The sequence below is a fragment of the Paenarthrobacter sp. TAF1 genome (genome assembly GCF_052113825.1).
In the GTDB taxonomy this organism is placed as follows: Bacteria; Actinomycetota; Actinomycetes; order Actinomycetales; family Micrococcaceae; genus Arthrobacter; species Arthrobacter nicotinovorans.
Map to the genome: position 1 here is coordinate 187,897 of NZ_JBFRDO010000004.1, position 18,613 is coordinate 206,509.

General features: G+C 60.3%; 14 protein-coding genes. 7 read left to right on the plus strand and 7 right to left on the minus strand.

Translation table 11 applies throughout. The features are described 5' to 3' along the window. Positions 1 to 228 precede the first annotated feature (228 nt). From AB4Y81_RS07135 to AB4Y81_RS07165, 7 genes are all read left to right on the plus strand, one after another. Positions 229 to 1,575: a hypothetical protein gene (locus tag AB4Y81_RS07135; protein WP_018776412.1), complete on the plus strand. Its 1,347-nt coding sequence runs from the start codon at positions 229 to 231 to the stop codon at positions 1,573 to 1,575. Positions 1,576 to 1,746: 171 nt separating this feature from the next. Continuing rightward, entirely contained in the window at positions 1,747 to 2,577 is an 831-nt protein-coding gene (locus tag AB4Y81_RS07140) for a hypothetical protein (RefSeq protein ID WP_441995591.1), read from the plus strand. A 285-nt stretch (positions 2,578 to 2,862) separates the two neighbouring features. After that, positions 2,863 to 3,189 (plus strand): hypothetical protein, encoded by a 327-nt coding sequence (locus AB4Y81_RS07145; RefSeq protein ID WP_441995592.1) that lies wholly within the window; start codon positions 2,863 to 2,865, stop codon positions 3,187 to 3,189. Beyond that, positions 3,189 to 6,284, plus strand: coding sequence for a chitobiase/beta-hexosaminidase C-terminal domain-containing protein (locus AB4Y81_RS07150; protein ID WP_441995593.1), 3,096 nt, complete (start codon positions 3,189 to 3,191; stop codon positions 6,282 to 6,284). The genes AB4Y81_RS07145 and AB4Y81_RS07150 overlap by 1 nt, the downstream gene beginning before the upstream one ends. Before the next feature lie 214 nt (positions 6,285 to 6,498). Beyond that, positions 6,499 to 7,254 carry a glycosyltransferase family 2 protein gene (locus AB4Y81_RS07155; RefSeq protein WP_441995594.1) on the plus strand — a complete coding sequence of 252 codons (756 nt, stop codon included), beginning with the start codon at positions 6,499 to 6,501 and terminating at the stop codon, positions 7,252 to 7,254. Continuing rightward, entirely contained in the window at positions 7,251 to 8,276 is a 1,026-nt protein-coding gene (locus tag AB4Y81_RS07160; protein WP_018776418.1) for a lysylphosphatidylglycerol synthase domain-containing protein, read from the plus strand. Before AB4Y81_RS07155 ends, AB4Y81_RS07160 begins: the two co-directional genes overlap by 4 nt. Before the next feature lie 99 nt (positions 8,277 to 8,375). Then, entirely contained in the window at positions 8,376 to 10,619 is a 2,244-nt protein-coding gene (locus tag AB4Y81_RS07165) for a hypothetical protein (RefSeq protein ID WP_110503926.1), read from the plus strand. A gap of 264 nt (positions 10,620 to 10,883) precedes the next feature. On the opposite strand, the gene AB4Y81_RS07170 is transcribed toward AB4Y81_RS07165, so the two are convergent. The 7 genes from AB4Y81_RS07170 to AB4Y81_RS07200 form a co-directional block, all read right to left on the minus strand. After that, complete coding sequence (locus AB4Y81_RS07170) at positions 10,884 to 11,612, minus strand: ABC transporter ATP-binding protein (protein ID WP_018776420.1); 729 nt, start codon at positions 11,610 to 11,612, stop codon at positions 10,884 to 10,886. Beyond that, complete coding sequence (locus AB4Y81_RS07175; protein ID WP_018776421.1) at positions 11,613 to 12,470, minus strand: ABC transporter permease; 858 nt, start codon at positions 12,468 to 12,470, stop codon at positions 11,613 to 11,615. It abuts the gene before it with no gap. A gap of 2 nt (positions 12,471 to 12,472) precedes the next feature. Continuing rightward, entirely contained in the window at positions 12,473 to 14,482 is a 2,010-nt protein-coding gene (locus AB4Y81_RS07180; RefSeq protein ID WP_018776422.1) for a glycosyltransferase, read from the minus strand. Next, positions 14,479 to 15,663: a UDP-galactopyranose mutase gene (gene glf, locus AB4Y81_RS07185; protein ID WP_018776423.1), complete on the minus strand. Its 1,185-nt coding sequence runs from the start codon at positions 15,661 to 15,663 to the stop codon at positions 14,479 to 14,481. Before glf ends, AB4Y81_RS07180 begins: the two co-directional genes overlap by 4 nt. 184 nt (positions 15,664 to 15,847) lie before the next feature. Next, positions 15,848 to 16,834, minus strand: a complete 987-nt coding sequence (locus AB4Y81_RS07190; RefSeq protein WP_018776424.1) for a Gfo/Idh/MocA family protein — start codon at positions 16,832 to 16,834, stop codon at positions 15,848 to 15,850. Then, positions 16,834 to 17,925, minus strand: a complete 1,092-nt coding sequence (locus AB4Y81_RS07195; protein WP_018776425.1) for a DegT/DnrJ/EryC1/StrS family aminotransferase — start codon at positions 17,923 to 17,925, stop codon at positions 16,834 to 16,836. The genes AB4Y81_RS07190 and AB4Y81_RS07195 overlap by 1 nt, the downstream gene beginning before the upstream one ends. Continuing rightward, complete coding sequence (locus AB4Y81_RS07200) at positions 17,922 to 18,539, minus strand: acyltransferase (RefSeq protein WP_018776426.1); 618 nt, start codon at positions 18,537 to 18,539, stop codon at positions 17,922 to 17,924. Before AB4Y81_RS07200 ends, AB4Y81_RS07195 begins: the two co-directional genes overlap by 4 nt. Positions 18,540 to 18,613 lie beyond the last annotated feature (74 nt).

Sequence of the window (18,613 nt, forward strand, 5' to 3'; positions counted from 1 at the left end):
AAGGGCCCGCAAACTCCACAACGGAGCGAGCGGGTCCTTTCTGTTTTTCGTAGCAAAGCATCGCAAATGAAACAAATGATGTTCGCTTCATTGGATAGGCCTCATATTCCGGATTGCGTGATCTAATGAAGGTGGTCTCACGTATTGGCTGTTCAGCGCAATGGGAAACGGGCTTTGTTTGGGGGCAAACGAAGGTCACCATTCCGCACAATCAAGGAGTGATCTTTCATGGCGTTTACCGTTTCTACGGCCAAGGTCAGCATTTCCCCACCGTTGGATGTCAACCCATACATGGCGGGGTACGGGACCCTCGACGGTGGTCGCGAGGCTACCAGCAGTGCACCTTACGAATCCCTGTGGGCCAGGGCAATAATCCTCTGGGAGAACGGCTCGCCCAACCTGATCATGAGCGTGGACATCCTGGCGCTGCCGCACTCACTCCATCAAAGCGCCCGGGCGAGAATCCTCCAGCTCGCAAACTGGAGCAACGGGGACATCCTGATCCAATCCACCCACACACATAACGGGCCGGTGGTGGTTGATACCCTCCACCCGTTCATGTGCTACGGCCTGTCGGATTTGTCCATGGTGGAAACGTACAGCCAACAGCTCGAAGACGACCTCGTGGATGCAGCCCAAAAAGCGCTCAACAACGCCCAGACGGCAGTGACTCTCGACTACAAAGTCACCACGGCGAGTATCGCTTACAACAGGGCAGGTCTGCCGTACCTGGAAGACACCGTTCCCGTTATCGTCGCGCGTCGGGCAAACGGCAAAGCGAGGGCGGTCATTTTCAATTACGCATGCCACCCTGTAGCTGCCGGCATGCGCACACTCTTTGACGGTGATTTCCCGGCGGGGGCCTGCAACTACATCGAGAACAACAACACGAACTGCTTTGCGCTCTTCCTCCAGGGAGCGGCCGGAGACCAGAATCCCATGGGCGAACCCAGCTGGGAACTTCGCGACGAGTATGCCACCAAGCTGGGTTCGGCCGTCTCGATTGCCATGCAGACCCCCGGAAGGACCATCGGCAGCCCTCTCCAGACGAGCTATCAAGAGGTACAGATTCCCCTGGACATCACGCCCACAGCCGGCAATCTGGCGGCCGTGCGCGCGGCCTACGCGTCCAGGCTGCCCAACCTGGATGGAAATCCGGCCTGGTATGGACGCCACGCCCAAGTGATGATCGGACGGATCGACAGCGGAAGCTACTCCACCTCCGTCACGTGCCCCTTCCAGGTTTGGAAATTCGGCGGCAGCCCACAACTGAAAATCGGCATTGTGGGCGGCGAACTCGTCAGTGGCTATGCAGCGTACTTCCGGTCAAAGTACGGCGGAGCCAATGGCGTCATTGTGGGCGGCTACGGCAACGAATCCTGCTACTACCTGCCCAGCGCCCAATTCCTGCCTCCCTATTCGGTGGGCGGCAGTTACGAGGGCGGATGGGATCCTGACTACCCTGGAATCGCTGGCGGATCCATGACCGTCTACGGCCACATCGGCCACTTCCTCGGCGGTACTGGTGGCGTGGAAGCCACTGTCATCAACACTCTGAACTCAATGCTCGCCTAGGCAGGCATACTTCCGTCGAAGGCCTTGGCCAACAAGCCAGGGCCTTCGACGTACCGCAGCACGTCCTGCGGACCTCTGCCGCGCAATTCGTAGCGGTATCGATACCCAATTCGCCGGGCAATCTGTTGACCCGGCCATTCGCTCCGGACAACCATGGAGCTGGAGGCCACGATGCGATTTCATAACCTTGCAGCGGTAGCAGCAGCTGTGCTGCTGCTTGCTTCGGGCTGTTCCTCAGCTCCAGGAGCAACACCTTCGAGCACTGCGCCTTCCACATCAGCCCCCACGGTCCCGACGTCACCATCTCAGTCCGCACCGCCGTCGGAAATTTCTGCTGAACCCACCAGCGGACAGGGACAAGGCGGCGGGCAGGGACAAGGCAGCGGACAGGGCGCCGGCGACCCGGACGACTCCGGCCGGTTTTCCTATACCTGTGCCAGTCTGAACGCAGTCCCCGAGACCACATTCTCAAGCCTGGCGGAAGTCTGGGCCTCATCGGGTTACCTGCGGCTGGACTCCTGCACAGCCAACTACGACGGGCCGCAGCCCTATGAGCCCACAGATGACGAGGCCCATGTCATTGCCGTCGCGGCGCCCGGAACGGACCCCGCACAAGGCCTGGACAGCTACCTGGCAGCACTGGGGCTGTGTACCCGCGTCAGCGATGATTCTGCTTCGGACATCTTCGGTGGAAGCAGCCGGCAGTTGCTGAAGGCAGCAAGCGAGCTGTGCCCCAAAGCGCCCCAGGGAAAGATCATTGCCCTATGGGCTGCGGGTGCCCGCGCTGGAGACGGTCAGCATGTAGTAGGCGACGGCGGCCTGGAACCGGGAAGATTCCATCTCCGGAAGACCCCGCCGGATGGCTGCACTTGGAGCATCAAGGGACCAGACGGCAGCCAAAAGGCCGCTGGCGGCGCCCCGGAAGGTCAAGCCGGAATTCTTCTTGCAGAAAAAGACGTCTTAAGTAGTGACAAATGCGGAATTTGGGAGAAGATGGAGTAATGCAGCCGGCAACGGCTGGGGCGAAAATCCAACTGCATGCGGAGCTGGGGAGCATCCGAATGAAGTGGGGATCCCTCGGTGGATATGCCAAGACGCGCTGTCGTCCAGTTTGGCCTTGCCGGTCTCGTTCTTACGGGCTGCTCTGTCCAAGTCACGCAAAATGTTGAGCCATTCCGGCTGGGCGTAACGAATGCCGGCGATGCCGACACTCCTCGGCCCGAAAGACCGGAACCGGTCAAAAGATACAAGTTTGACTGCCGCGGGGCCGATGGAAAATCGCTCGTAGTGTTGTCGAGCCTTCCTGAAGTCTGGGCCAATACCCAGTACAAGAAATTCGCCGACGTCGGCGTCAGCTATGTCGGCCCTCAGCCCCAGGTTCTGGAAGCCGAAGAAAACGCCGCAGTCAATGTTGCCATTGCCGCTGGCGCATCCGGCGCCCGGACCGATATCTGCTTGGCAATCGTCAAGGCATGTACCCGTAGCAATCCCCCGACCATCAGTACGGCGCTGTACGGGCTCGGCGGTGCACCCATAGTCAAAGGTGCGCTGACGTTGGCCCCCACGGCCCCGCAGTCGGCAGTCCTGACCAAGTGGCTGAAGGAAGTGGCGTGATGGAACAGTCCACAGCCCGGAAATTCTCCCAGAGCCTGCTCCGGGGCAAGAAGCTGACCACAATCCTGGCGGCCGCTGCACTGGCCGCGGCCGGAATGACCGCCGTCGTCTCCAGCACCCCGGCCTTTGCCGACCAGCAGCGACAAGTGGTTGGCACGGGCCTCACGAAACCTGCCGGGGCCGTGGTTGACCCCATTGGCCGGGTATGGGTCTCAGACAGCGTGGCGGGTTTCTGCCGGATGTCCGAGCCAGTCAACGGCCAGCCCGGCACCTTGGAAAAGGCGACCTGCCTCGGCGGCACCCTGCCCGGAGCCACCCCTGGCCCAAAGGTGCCAGGGGTTTCGGTGGTCCTCGACCCTACCCCGGCCTCCGTGGGCAACGGTGACGAGACTGTCTTCATCCCGGACTCTTCAGTGGGCAGTGCACATCTCGTGCGGGCCGTATGGAATCCCCCGTTGGACCTGTTTGAATACAGCAGTACGCTGACCGTCTTGGACGGCGATGTCAGGCCAAATGCGGTCAGCGACGGCCCGGACGGCAACATCTACCTTTCCTTTGCAAACGCCCGGTCGATCATCAAAATCGTTGATCCAACCATCAAGCATCCGAGCATCGAGTCCATCGCCTCTGTCACTACAAAGGCCCTGGGCCTCGTGGCCGCCGGTTGGGACAGCAACGGACACGCCAGCGTCTACGTGTTGGAAACCACTGGACTCCGCGCATTTTCCGCTCCGGACGACGGCGACATGACCAACTATGTGCCGTTGACCTCCTACAACGTGGGCGTGGCTTCGGCGATCTTCTATGACCACGAAGCCAACATCATCTACACAGGCACCAGCAGTGGCGTCACCGCGGCCGATGCCGGGAAGGACAAGATCTCCAGGCTGAATCTCAGCACTGGAGTCGTGGACAACTCCTGGGCCTTGGGCTTCAGCAAGATCAGTGGCCTGGGAATGCGGGGCGGGCAGTTGCTCGCGCTGGATGATCCTGGACAGCTGAACGCCACGCCGGCTACCGGACAAGGAAAGATGAGCCTCCTGGGCGGAGTCAAAGCCCAGATCACTTCGGGCCCGACGCTCGCCAATGGTGCCCAATCACCCAATACCGCTTTCACCAACGACACAACGCCCACCTTTGGCGTGAGTGCCGATCCAAGCGGCAGCGCTTTGGAATGCTCCGTAGGTGGGGCCTGGACAGATTGCACCGCCGGCACTTACACCTCGGCGGTTCTGGCAAACGGACCACAAACATTCTCGGTCCGGCCGGCACCAGCAGGCGTTCCCGTGTCCCGCACGTTTACCGTAGACACAGTGGCACCTGCCGCTCCTGTCTTCACAGCACCGAACAGCGGACAGGTGGTCAACGGCAAGCCCGTTCTCGGCGCGACGTTCGAACCCGGAACTACACTGAGTTGCTCCGTTGATTCCACGGCTGACGCTGACTTCAAGGCTTGCGTGCCGGGCGATACCTTCACGCTGACCACGGAGGGTGCACACACGTTGCGGATCAGGAGCACGGACCCCGCCGGGAACGTCGGCCCTGCTGCTGCTTTGACCGTGACAGTGGATCTGACGGCTCCGCAGGTTGCGATCACCGCTCCCGCCAGTGGTGCCACGGTGGGTGCCGGGTACCAGTTCCAGTTTGCTTCCACTTCGCCGGACATTGCCGGATTCCGTTGCCGGTTGGGAACAGATGCCTTCACTGAATGCACCTCCCCCAAGGTTTACGCGGACATCGCCAATGGCCCGAACAGGTTCGAAGTTGAAGCCAGGGACAAGGCCGGAAACACGACGGTGGCCGGTGTGAACTTTACGGTCTTCGTCGCCGACACGACACCGCCAACCGTGACAGCAGATCCCGTCGCGGGCACCTACGGTCCTTCCAGCAAGATCGCTCTCACCGCAAGTGAGGCGGACGCAAAGATCTACTACACAGAGGATGGCAGCACACCTACCACTGCCAGCACTCTGTACACGGCTCCGATTGCGATGGGCAGCAAGACCCTCAAGTACATCGCAGTGGATGCAGCGAACAACGCCTCCGCACCCCAGACACAGGTGTACGTGCTGGATAACGTTGCGCCGGCTGTTACGGCCAACCCGACCGGAGGCAATCTGGCCCTGGGACAGAGCGTCACTTTGACGACGGAGTCCGGAGCAAAGATCTACTACACGACGGATAACACCACTCCGACAGTTGCCAGCCAGGTAGCCACCACGACAGTCACGATCACACCGGCTGCAACCACCACGGTGAAGTACTTTGCCGTTGATGCTGCAGGGAACCAATCGGCAGTAGCCTCGCAGACCTACACCTTGCCTGCAGCTCCCGCCAACACTTGGAAGGACTACAACTCCGATGCCAAGAACGATGTCCTGGCCCGCGATTCAGCCGGAACACTGTGGCTCTACCCGGGCAATGGCACAGGTGGATGGTTGGGCAAGGTCAACACCGGTACCGCATGGAACAACTACAACCTGATCGTTCCAACCCGGGACTTCAGCGGTGATGGACGAAGCGATGTCCTCGCCAGGGATGGCGCCGGACAGCTGTGGCTCTTCAAGGGCAACGGAACCGGCGGTTGGCAGCCGGCAGTGTCAGTAGGAAGTGGCTGGAGCGGAATGACGGCGATCGTTGCCCCCGGAGATTTCAACGGTGATGGCAAATCCGACGTCCTCGCCAGGGATGCGGCAGGCGTGCTGTGGCTCTACAAGGGCGACGGCCTCGGTAAATTCACAGCAGGTTCGACCCAGGTCGGGGCCGGCTGGAACGTCATGAACACCCTTTTCAGCACCGGCGACTTCAACGGAGATGCCAAGACCGACGTGATTGCACGCGATACCAGCGGCGGGCTTTGGCTCTATCCCGGCAATGGCACTGGCGGCTGGGGCACCCGCACCCAGATCGGCAGCGGTTGGGGCGGCATGACGGCGCTCCTCGGACCAGGCGATTTCAATGGCAACGGCAAGTCCGATGTCCTCGCCCGGGATGCCAGCGGCAACCTCTGGATCTATCCGGGTAATGGCACCGGCGGGTGGCTTGCCTGGAGCCAGGTAGGCAACGGTTGGCAGGGATTCACCTCCCTCCCATAGCGGATCCAACCGCCCGGCTTGCCGTTTCGAGGGGTGCATCGGAGAATATCCGGTGCACCCCTTTCGTTGGCCGGGTTCCGTGGGCCCATCCGTGCTTCCGCAGAACGTTTGCCGGAATGAACTAGACTGAGGGTTTGCAAGGACCTCGTGACGCCAGAGTTGCGGGCTGCGGCTGGCGTCAAGAATTCGTCGGCACGAACTACCGAGGAGAGTCTTGACTTTCGACCAGGCAGGCCAACCGGATCTCTCCGTTGTGATCCCGGTCTATAACGGAGAACGGATATTGGCGGCAACAATGGCGCGCCTTTCCGGCTATCTAACCAGTGGCAACTCCGAGATCATCATCGTGGAGAACGGATCTTCCGACAACACACTCAAGGTTGCCCGCGAGCACGCGGTGGACACTCCACACGTGACATTCCACGTTCTCCAAAGCGAAAAAGGGATGGGAAACGCGTACCGGAGGGGCATCGAGGCCAGTTCCGGACGCCGTGTCCTCCTGACCGCCGATGATCTTCCCTTCGGGACCGATGATCTTGACGAGGACGCGAAGCTCGAACCAAAACCGCATGTGGTCATAGGTTCCAAAGCGCACAAAAATTCAAAAATCCAGCGCAGCCCCCTCCGCGGACTCACCACTTTCGGGTTCAAGACTCTCCGACAGGTGATACTGGGGTCCAAGGTCGGTGACTCCCAGGGAACGCTCATCGTCGACGGCGGCTGGTTGCGGAACATGGTGGACCGTTTTGACGATCCTGGTTTCCTTTTCAGCACCCAGGTTGTCTACGCCGCCGAAAAGCAGGGCTTCGACATAGTGGAAGTGYCCGTTACTTTGGCGCCCGATGACGAACCCGGCGAAACCACCATCCGGACTGCCGACGTCGTAAAGATGTTCAAGGGTCTGGTTGCCATGCGCCGGCGCAAGAGCGAACTGGCAGCTGCTCCCAGCGCGGGGACACACGCCCCATGACGGGATCGATCGCAGAAACACCGTCGAACGACAACGACGTGAATTTGGAACAGCCTCCGGTCAAGACCACCAAAGCCAAACTGGTGGATTTTGCCCGTCGCGCCCTGGTGGTCATCGTCTTTGCCGCTGCGGTGTACTTCATCGCAGTCCAATGGCCACAGGTCCAAGCCACGGTCTTTGCCCTGCAATGGTGGCAGGTGCTGCTTTCGCTGCTTGCCCTCATCCCCGGGGTTCTTCTGGGCATGTACATGTGGCGGGTTGTCATGGCCAGCCTGTTGAGGTCTGTTGACATCGAGCCGCAGGGCCTGGTCCTGAACCAGATCTACCTCGTAGGCCAGATCGGTAAATATCTTCCCGGCTCCGTCTGGGCGTTCGTCCTCCAGATGGAGCTCGGCCGAAAAAACGGCATCGCGCGGGCCCAGGTCTTCGTAGCTTCCTTGGTCAGTACCGGCATCACCATCGGCGCAGCTTTGGTGGTTGGAGCTTCAGCCCTGCCAATCCTTGTCCAGCGGGAACCGAACCTGCAATGGTTGTACGTCATCCTCCCCGTCGTGATTCTGGCGATGAACCCAAACGTTGTGACCTTCCTGGTCAACTTCGTGCTCAAGGTATTCCGCCGGCCACCGCTGCCTGAGCGGATACAGGCCAACACCATGGTCAAAGCCTTCATCCTCGGCGTCCTCATGTACCTGTGCTTCGGCCTGCACCTGTGGATCCTGGTAGGTCACGAGGCAACCCTGGACCTGGCGACGTTCCTGGTCCTCACCGGTGCCCTCGCTCTCGGGATGACCCTCGGGGTGCTGGCCTTCCTGCTGCCCGCTGGAGTTGGCGCACGGGAAGCCATCCTGATCCTTGCCCTGGCGGGGATGATGAGCGCCGGTGCCGCAACCGCAATCGCCGCGCTTTCCCGGATCATGTTCACTGTTGCGGACCTGCTCTGCGTAGGAATCGCCTTTGTGCACTTCCGGTGGCGGCAGTCCGCTTCCAAGACCCCCGGAGATTCCACCTCAGAGCCCAGCTGATGCTGTGGGTCTTTTCCACGCCCGGGTGTCTACGATTCCCGGGCGTTCTTCGGGCCAATAATCAAACTTATGCCGCGCGCTAAGGAGCAAGGTACCACCATGACAGCAGTAACCTCCGAGGCCACTGCCCAGCGCCCGCCTGTCACCAAGCGGCGCTACTTCATGAAGCATGATTGGCATTGGGGCATTGTTACCGCCATCATCGCGGCCATCTCGTCCATCATCCCCAGGCTCTTCAATCCCACGTTCTACTACTGGGACGACATGATGCAGTCCTTCCTTCCCTTGTGGCGGCACATGGGTGAGGAGATTCGTTCGGGCAGATTCCCCTTGATGGAACCGGGGGGCTGGGTGGGCGGCAACATTGTGGCCGAGGTCGGTTACGGGATATTCAATCCCGTAAACATCGTCAACTCGGTCATTGTCTCCAACTTCGAGAACCTGTCGCTGGCGAGCTACTTCATCATCGTCCAGTTCATTGCCCTGTTGGCTTTTGGAACGTACATGCTCGCCCGGGACTACGGGTCAAACAGGCCACTGGCCCTGGCTGCCGGTGTAGCGATTCCGTTCAGCGGCTTCACTCTGTTCTACGAGGCGGCCCGCTGGCCCGGCGGTCTCATGGCCTTTGCCTGGATCACGGTTTTCTGGTGGTCAGTGCGCCGCTACGCCCGACGCAACACCTCGCCCTTCCTTCCGTTCCTGCTCGGCTTCCTCACCATGACAGCCGGCAATCCCTACGGAGCCATCGGCGTCATTCTCGTCCTGGCAGCAGTGGCCGTCGAACTGATGCTGATGCGGCACTGGCGACGCCTCATCCCGATCGTCATCGTGGGCGCTCTGGTGGGCCTGACTGCCGTCCTGGTGTACTTCCCCTTGCCCCTCAGCTCTGCCGTAACGGTCCGTCAGCAGAATGAGATCCTGAACGATCTCTTCCTCTCGCCGGACATGTCTTCCCTCCTGACGATGAGCACCTCGTCCATGAGGCCCCGGATCAACAACTTCTGGGCTCCCATCGACAACGTCCCCTCAAGCTACCTGGCATGGTTCGTTCTGCCCCTGCTTCCGTGGTTGGATTTCCGCAGCTTCAGGAACCGGTCCCGCCAGATCTTCAGCATCTATATCATTACGGGTATCTACTTCCTCCTGACGTTTGCCCCGTCACAGGTTCTGGTCTTCCGCTGGCCCATCCGTCTCATCGAGTACGTGTACTTGGGCGTGATCGTCCTTGTCGCCGTAGTGGCCTCAGCAGGCTTGAAAACCACCGCCTGGAAGAAACGGTTGTTCATCACCGTCGCGATCCTCGGCTTCGGAACCTACCGGGCCTGGTCCATGGTTCCGGAGGGCGGCAAGTGGCAGTTCTTCACGCTGGCCGTGACTTTGGTGCTGGTTGTGCTTGCGATCCTGGGATGGAAGCGCTTCGGTTACCGGGGCCTTGCCGCCGTCATGGTGGTCGGAACCATCGCCACCTTGGGCATGCAGTCCCGTCAGTTCGTCCCTAACAATGCAGTTGCAGGTATCGGCTCTCCCGTGGATGCCGATACCCTCCGGGATGCCACCAGCAACTACAAAGGAAACACCATCCAGGTCTTCAACACCATGAAGATCACGGGCGCGGAATTCACCGAGGGACGGCTCCTGTACGGCAACCAGATCCTCAACGCTGACGTCAACAACAGCATGGGCCGCTACAGCGGAATCAGCTTCACGACGTACGTCAATGCCTTGTGCATGAACTACCGCGGCGAAACGTGCCCGCTGGCCTACACCGAGCTGTTCAAACAGGCCTCGCCTGAAATCGACGCCACGTTGGCTGACGTCCTTCAGGTTGAAACCGTCGCCGTCCAGAAAACCCTGATCGCTCCGGACCAGCTGGACATCGCGCCGGGATGGTCGATTGTTGCATCAGACGAGACCCGGACCATCCTGCAGCGCCAGAACCCCTTGCCACACCCCGGCACTGTCTCATGGGTTTCTGACGGCATCACCGTCCAGGACTCAGTGCGAACAGGGAACGACGAACACGTCCAGCTCTCTGGCAACGGCAACGCTGGAAAACTGACCTTCGCGCGGCTCGCCTGGCCCGGTTACACCGTCAAGGTCGACGGCGAGACACAGAAGCTCACGCAGGGACCTGCTGGCGTCATCATGGTGGACATCCCCGCCGGCGCCAAGTCCGTTGACATTTCCTTCACGACGCCGGGACTCACCATGGGACTTGCCGCCCAGGCAGCTGCGTGGTTCGGGATTCTGCTGTTCACCGTATTCCACTATGTGCGGCGCTACCGCCGCGGAAAGTCCGCTGAGCAGGTAGTCGCAGAACCGGCCGAAAAGGTCACCGTGTAGCCAGGGCATCCCAGTCAGGGAAAAGAGCGTCCACGCCTTCGGGTTTGGGCGCTCTTTTCGTACACAGGAATCTCACTGTCCACCTGTTGGCAGTTGCCCTGGGAACGCCGGGTTGCAGGGTCACCTATCTTGCCGGCGCCCTATGGCCCCTTGCACGTGACCGTGGGGCGCAAAAAAGGCCACCGTGCCTCTGTGAAAAGAGGTACGGTGGCCTTTCTGTGTTGGCTGCGACTCCTAATGACAAGGAGTTTGCTGCCCTCGGAATCAGTGCTCGCGGAGCCAGGCTACTGCCTCCTCGGCAGGCCCTTCGAACTGCACGGTGCCGGATGAAAGCACCACTCCCCTGTCGCAAATCCTGGAGATCATGTCGAGGTCGTGGCTGACTACCACCAGTGTCCGGCCCTCATCTGAGAGCTGCTTGATCTTGGCGAGGCACTTTCTCTGGAAAGGCTCGTCACCTACGGCAAGAATTTCGTCCACAAGGAAAATGTCCGGCTGGGTGTGGACCGCGACCGCGAAAGCGAGGCGCAGGAACATACCGGAAGAATAGAATTTCACCTCGGTATCGATGAACTGCTCGATCTCGGAGAACGCGACTATGTCGTCAAACTTCTCGTTGATCTCCTGTTCTGTCATGCCCAGGATCGCGGCGTTCAGGAACACATTCTCACGTCCGGAAAGATCCGGGTGGAATCCTGCGCCCACCTCGATGAGGCCGGCGACGCGGCCTTTCGTGCGCACCGTCCCCTTGTCGGGAAGGATGACTCCGGAAATGAGCTTCAGAAGGGTGGACTTACCTGAACCGTTGAAGCCCAGGAGGGCGACAGTCTCCCCGGGCTGGATTTCAAAGCTGACGTCATGGAGCGCATCAAACCTTCGGGTCAGATCGCCCTTGCGTCCCTTCACCAGCCAAACAAGCGTTTCCTTCAGGGAGTGCGAGTGGCGAAGATTGAACGTTTTCTTGAGGTCCTTGACGATTACGGCAGCACCCATTTAGACCTCCTGCGCAAAGTGGCCCTCGAGCCGTCGGAACACGAGCTGGCCGATAATAAGGAACAAAGCAGCCATACCGAGTCCGAGCAGACCGGTCCACATCAAATGGGGAGGCAACTCAACGGGCCGGTTGACTGTTGGGTACCAGAACGCCCAGTGGAACAGTTCGACGGCTACCGTGATCGGATTCAGCTGGTAAATCACCAGCACCCATTCCGGGGCCAGGCGTCTGATCATGGTCCAGTCGTAAAGAACCGGGGAGGTCCAGGTAACGATCATCATCAGCATGTCGACGATGTTCTCTGCGTCCCTGAAGAAGACGTTGATGGCACCAGCCAGCAACCCCAGACCAGTCGCTGTGACAGCCACAATGACGAAGCCCAATGCAGCCCCGATGAGTTGCAGGATGTCCGGATGCCAGCCTGTGAGCAAGGCGGCTGCAAGCAGGACCACCAGCTGAGGCAGGAAATGGACCGCAGCGACCCACACTGAGGCAACCGGGAACAATTCACGCGGCAGATAGATCTTCTTCACCAACGCAGCGTTGGAGACAATGGACCGCGTGGCATTCGAGAAAGCTTCTGAGAAGAAGTTGATAACGATGACGCCGGAGAACATGTACAGCGCGTAGTTGGGGATCTGATCCCCAACCCGCAGCACAATGCCCAACGCAAAGAACAGCACCACGTACTGGACCAGGGGCTTGACGTAGGACCATGCCAGCCCCAGAACCGAACCCCGGTAACGGACACGGAGTTCCTTGCGGACGATCAACTTGAGGAGGTACCGGCGTCGATAGACGTCGAGCAGACCGGCACCTACCCCTGGAACAGCATACGTATCAGTGGAAGTGGCCATTGCTACTTGTTAGGCTCCGATGCTTCGAACGTTTCCCGCCAGGATTCCATGGAGGTGATCTCCGGGAGGGCATCGCGGTATTGCGCGCGAAGGGTCTCCCAGTTGGAGAAGAGCTGTGCGTGCAGCTTGGCAGACTCAACCACCAACTGGCGGGCCATCCTGGGGTCCCTCAGGTGCCAGGAAGCTCCGGTGCCGTCAGCGTTCGAGACCACAGCGCTGTCGAGGTGGGCCAGGCTCCACCACTTTCCGTCCTGGTGGGCCACTTGGGCCTCCGGGTTGGCCTTGGCCGTGTCGCGGACGGGAGCCAGCGTCTGCTTCAAGACGGTTTTCACTGCCCATGGCAACAGACCGAGCGCACCCGGCTGCTTGTAGGACTGGGGCTTCTTCGGCGGGCGCTTCCGGAAAACTTCCGGGAACGCCGCGGGGTCCGTCTTGACCTGGGAGTCGGGGAACTCTTCACGCATGGCGCGAAGCTTCGGCATCGTGGTCGGCAGCTGTTTGTGCAGGTCGCCGGGACCGGCGAGGACGTCCCGCAGGGCCATGACGCGGGCCTGCTCGGGGTAGTACTGCATCGACACCAAGTGCTTGATGTCCGTGTTCAGGCTCTCGCGGAGGATTCGTCCGCCCTTGGGGAACGGGGAGTGCAGGAGGGTGGCGATGAGCCGGTTGCGCTCATGGTAGTACGCCTGCCAGTCGACGGAATCGTCCTTATCTGCCCATGAGACGTGCCATACAGCTGCACCCGGAAGCGTCACTGTCGGGAAGCCGGCTGCCCGGGCCCGGAGCGAGTATTCAGCGTCGTCCCACTTGATGAACACCGGCAGGGAGAGCCCGATGGTCTCCACCACGGCCTTGGGGATGAGGCACATCCACCAGCCGTTGTAGTCGGCATCCCAGCGGCGGTGCAACTGAGGCGTGGACCGCAGGCCGGCCTGGGAGAAGTCATGATTGCCAAGGCCCTCCACCGGTCCCCACAGGAACCTGTAGAAGTTGACCACCTCTGAGTAGGCATGCAGGACAGACTTGTTGTACATGTCAAACATGTGTCCGCCGACGATGGTCGGTTTGCGGCAGAGATCGGCGAACGCCACTGCGCGCATAACGCCCTCTGTCTCAAGTTCAATGTCGTCATCGAGCAGCATGACGTAGTCGCTCTTGTCTGAAACGAGCATCTCGTACATGTTGCGTGCGAAACCACCCGAACCGCCGAGGTTGCCCTGGTTGATGATCCGGAGCTGGTCTCCCATGGATTCAGCGACAGCGTCGAAACCGGCTTCGTCGGCGACCTTTTTGTTTCCTTGGTCGACGATGATCAGTTCGGCAAGAATTTCCCGAAGACCGGGGTCTCCGTCAATAGCCTTGATGGTTTCCAGGCAGTAGTCTGCGCGGTTGAAGGTGGTGACACCCAACGTCACGCGCCCCTGGGTGCGGCCCTCGTCCGGAACGGCCCAGTGAGCGCTCTTCAGGGTCATGCCGTCACCGCCGGCGATCAGGTCAAACCAGTACCACCCGCCGTCGCCGAACGGGGCAAGAGTCAGCTCGAAATCGTTCGAGGCGGAACCCTCGACCAACACGGAATCGACACGCTGGGATGCACCGCGTGCGTTGGAGCGGTAGACAATGATCGTACCTTCGCCCTCGGTTTCGAGGTGAAGGACCGTCTTTGTGGCAATCGTCCATTTGCGCCAGTAGCTCGCCGGGAAAGCGTTGAAGTAGGAGCCGAAGGAAAGACGTTCGCCACGGCGGACCTGGACGGAACCGCGGTCGAGGATGTCCTCCGGGTGGAGCTGCCGGGTCATGCCGACGGCCTGCACATCCGAGCTTCCCCGGCCTGATCTTTGAACTGTGCTCGTGTCCGGGTCTACGTACAGGGGGAGGGTGTCGAGGTCACGGTTCGCCGGGAAAATGACACGCTGGACAATCCGCAGGTTCTGTTCAGTTGAACCGGGGGCATTCACGTCGGTGGAAGCCGTCATGGCAGTCTCCTGGCTTTCGTTTGTTGTGGTGGTCATGCGTCCACTCCCCCACTTTCAAGCTTGGCGCCGCCTGTGAAGTGCGGCTTGATCTTGTTGTCGTACATGGACAAAGCTGAACCGATCGCCATGTGCATATCGAGGTACTTGTAAGTTCCAAGGCGGCCACCGAACAAAACGGACTTCTCACCCTTGGCCAGATCGCGGTAAGCAAGCAGCTTTTGACGATCGTCGGAAGTGTTGACGGGGTAGTACGGCTCGTCGCCCTTCTCCGCAAAGCGCGAGAACTCCCGCATGATGACCGTCGCGTCCTTGGTGTAATCCCGCTCCGGGTGGAAGTGGCGGAATTCGTGGATGCGCGTGTACTTTTCCTCGGCGTCGGGATAGTTCATCACTGCGCAACCCTGGAAGTCCTCAATGGGCAGGACCTCTTCTTCAAGGTCGATGGTGCGCCAGGAGAGGTCACCTTCTGCGTAGTCAAAGTAGCGGTCCACGGGACCCGTGTAGATGACAGGCACCTGTCCCAGCACGGAAGACCGGCCGAACTCGCCGTCGTCGAAGAAGTCCGTGTTGAGGACAACTTCGATGTTGGGGTGGTCCGCCATACGCTCGATCCAGGCCGTGTATCCGTCGACCGGCAGTCCTTCGTACGTGTCATTGAAGTAGCGGTTGTCGTAGTTGTAGCGAACCGGGAGCCGGGAAATGATCTCCGCGGGCAGGTCCTTGGGGTCCGTCTGCCACTGCTTGCCCGTGTAGTGCTTGATGAACGCTTCGTAGAGCGGGCGTCCGATCAGCTGGATACCCTTGTCGTTCAGGTTCTGCGGATCAGTACCGGCGAGTTCACCGGCCTGCTCGGCGATGAGTGCCTTCGCTTCGGTCGGGCTCATGGCCGAGCGGAAGAACTGGTTGATGGTGCCCAGGTTGATGGGCATCGGGTACACCTCGCCCTTGTGGCTGGTGTAAACCTTGTGCTGGTACTTCGTGAAGGTCGTGAAACGGTTCACGTACTCCCAAACGCGTTCGTTGGACGTGTGGAAGAGGTGCGCTCCGTAGCGGTGCACCTCAATTCCAGTCTGCGCTTCGTTCTCGCTGTAGGCGTTTCCACCAATGTGGTGGCGGCGATCAAGCACCGCAACCTTCAGCCCCAACTCGGTAGCGGCGCGTTCTGCAATGGTCAGGCCAAAGAAACCCGAGCCGACGACGACGAGATCAGCGTTCACAAACTCTCCTGTGTATTGGCGTGCGGGCACAAAAATGCCCACGTCTACTGGTCAAGGCTACCCGACGTTACGATCGAATCCCGATTCGGGAACGCGCGTAAGGGGGCAGCGATTGACCGGAAAAACGAACGGGAGGCGTGGCCTGCGCCAGCCTCCCGTTCAAATGTGCAAAAATCCAGCCGCGCTACAGCGCGACGACAGCGCCCGTTTCGGCTGATTTGAGTACAGCCTCAGCAACGCGCAGGGTCTCAAGGCCTTCGGCCATTGTGACAATGTTCATGGACTTGCCCAGAACGGCGTCGCGGAAAGCCTCATGTTCCATCTTCAGTGGTTCACGCTTGGCCAAGGCAAAACGGGTCGACGATCCCTCGGACACACCACGGAATGCCGCGATGGAATCCCAGTCCGTCTGGAAGGTGCCATTCTCGACAAACGTCAAGTCAGCGGAAATCGTGTCGGCAATGTATGCGCCACGCTCGCCCAGGACAACCGTCGTGCGTTCCTTCATGGGTGAGAGCCAGTTGACGATGTGGTTGGTTACTACGCCGTCCTTGAGGTGCCCGATCGCAGTGACCATGTCCTCGTGCTGACGACCACTCCGTGATGTAGTGTGCGCAACGACGTTGACAAAGTTACTCTGGGCCAGCCACGCGGTGAGGTCGATGTCGTGGGTAGCAAGATCCTTGACCACTCCAACATCGGCAATCCGGGACGGGAACGGGCCCTGGCGCCGGGTGGAGATCTGGTAGACCTCGCCGAGATCGCCATTTTCAAGCCGCTCACGGAGGCTCTGCAGGGAGGGGTTGAAGCGCTCGATGTGCCCAACGGCGCCGATCAAGCCTTTGGAATCAAAGGCCTCCGCAATCCGGCGGCCGGAGACAGAATCGTTGGCAATCGGCTTTTCCACCAAGCAGTGCACGCCGGCCTCGGCCAGCTGCAGGGCAACTTCCTCGTGGAGGATTGTCGGCACGGCGGCGACAGCCATGTCGATGCCCTGCTCAATGAGTTGCTCGACGGAATTGCAAACCTCCAGCCCACTGGCAACGTTGTGGGGGTCTCCAAAGGAGTCAGCGACGGCGACGAGGTCAACACCCTCAAGCTCGCGGATAACGCGTGCGTGGTGACGGCCCATCATGCCCAGCCCAATGAGGCCAGCGCGCAGATTTGCCACTAGCTACCTGCCTTTGCAACGGCGTTGACAGCAGCGACGATCCGGTCAAGGTCATCCTGGCTAAGTGACGGGTGCACGGGAAGGGACAGCACAGTGGAGGCCGCTTCTTCAGTGACCGGCAGGTCATCGGAGGTCTGGAACGGCGCAAGGCGGTGGTTGGGAATCGGGTAGTAGACGCCGCAGCCCACGTTGTACTCTTCGCGCAAGGCCTTCGCGAAGCCATCACGGTCCTCGGCAATCCGGATGGTGTACTGGTGATAAACGTGCTCGTAGCCTTCAACGACCTTCGGGGTAACGACACCTTCGATGTTTGCATCGAAGAATGCTGCGTTCTCCTGCCGGGTCTTCGTCCAGCCTTCGACCTTGGTCAGCTGCACACGACCGATTGCTGCGTGAATGTTGGTCATGCGCGCGTTGAAGCCAACCAGTTCGTTTTCGTACTGGCGCTCCATGCCCTGGTTGCGAAGCAACCGAAGCCGCCGTTCGACGTCGGCCAGGCCGGTGCTGACCATGCCGCCCTCACCGGAGGTCATGTTCTTCGTCGGGTACAAGCTGAACATGGCGAAATCGCCGAATGTACCGACCTTGCGGCCGTTGACTGCCGCGCCGTGTGCCTGGGCAGCGTCTTCAAAGACCTTCACGCCGTGCTTGGCGGCGACTGCACCGATTCCGTCCACGTCAAACGGGTGACCGTAGAGGTGCACCGGCATGATGGCTGCGGTGCGGTCCGTGATCTTCGACTCGACGGAAGCAGGATCCAGCGTGTAGTGGTCGATGTCCACATCGGCGAAGACAGGGGTAGCACCCGTCAAGGCCACGGAGTTGGCCGTTGCCGCGAAGGTAAACGACGGCACGATGACTTCATCGCCAGGGCCAATGCCCGCAGCCAAAAGGCCGAGGTGCAAACCGGATGTTCCGGAGTTGACGGCCACGGCTGCCCTGCCGTCCAGGAGGACCTGCGAGAATTCCTGTTCAAAGGACGCAACCTCCGAACCCTGTGCGAGTTGGCCGGAGGCCAGAACAGCCTCTACTGCCTTGCGCTCATCATCACCGATGATGGGCTTGGCGGGGGGAATGAATTCGGGGCTCATGCCTCTACCTCTCGAAGGGTCTCGTTCTGTTCAACATATGTGGCGCCGGTTTCCGGGCATACCCAGTTGTCACCGCTGCGTTGCAGCGGGAAACCGGCCTTGCCGACCCAACCATGGCGCTTGGCCGGAACTCCGACCATCAAAGCAAAATCAGGAACATCTTTGGCCACGACAGCACCCGCGGCCACAGTAGCCCAGCGTCCGATCGTGACCGGAGCAACACATACAGCGCGGGCGCCGATGGACGCGCCTTCACGAATAGTGACGCCCACGGGCTCCCAATCATGGGCGCTCTTCAAAGTTCCATCGGGTGCAACTGCCCGGGGGTATGTGTCATTCGTCAGCACTACGGCGGGTCCGATAAAGACCCCCGCCTCCAGTTCCGCGGGCTCGTAGACAAGCGCATAGTTCTGAACTTTGCAGTTGTCCCCCATCTTGACTCCGGAGCCGATGTAGGCCCCGCGTCCGACGATGCAATTGACCCCTAGTTCGGCCTGCTCGCGGACTTGGGCAAGATGCCAAATCTTTGATCCATCACCAATTACCGCCTTGTCTGAAACATCGGCGCTCTCCGCAACCACTATCACCGGTGAAGGTCCTTCCTCATTGAGCACACGCGACAACGAGTTTCATCTTAGCTGAGACACAAAGCCACAGCGTCAAGGCGCCGTTTACCCTTCCCTGGCAA

What these genes read in the sequence shown, in the direction of transcription:
- AB4Y81_RS07135 (WP_018776412.1), top strand. Translation starts at nt 229, where the DNA reads ATGGCGTTTACCGTTTCTACGGCCAAGGTCAGCATTTCCCCACCGTTG.
- AB4Y81_RS07140 (WP_441995591.1), top strand. Translation starts at nt 1,747, where the DNA reads ATGCGATTTCATAACCTTGCAGCGGTAGCAGCAGCTGTGCTGCTGCTT.
- AB4Y81_RS07150 (WP_441995593.1), top strand. Translation starts at nt 3,189, where the DNA reads ATGGAACAGTCCACAGCCCGGAAATTCTCCCAGAGCCTGCTCCGGGGC.
- AB4Y81_RS07160 (WP_018776418.1), top strand. Translation starts at nt 7,251, where the DNA reads ATGACGGGATCGATCGCAGAAACACCGTCGAACGACAACGACGTGAAT.
- AB4Y81_RS07165 (WP_110503926.1), top strand. Translation starts at nt 8,376, where the DNA reads ATGACAGCAGTAACCTCCGAGGCCACTGCCCAGCGCCCGCCTGTCACC.
- AB4Y81_RS07170 (WP_018776420.1), bottom strand. Translation starts at nt 11,612, where the DNA reads ATGGGTGCTGCCGTAATCGTCAAGGACCTCAAGAAAACGTTCAATCTT.
- AB4Y81_RS07175 (WP_018776421.1), bottom strand. Translation starts at nt 12,470, where the DNA reads ATGGCCACTTCCACTGATACGTATGCTGTTCCAGGGGTAGGTGCCGGT.
- AB4Y81_RS07180 (WP_018776422.1), bottom strand. Translation starts at nt 14,482, where the DNA reads ATGACCACCACAACAAACGAAAGCCAGGAGACTGCCATGACGGCTTCC.
- AB4Y81_RS07195 (WP_018776425.1), bottom strand. Translation starts at nt 17,925, where the DNA reads ATGAGCCCCGAATTCATTCCCCCCGCCAAGCCCATCATCGGTGATGAT.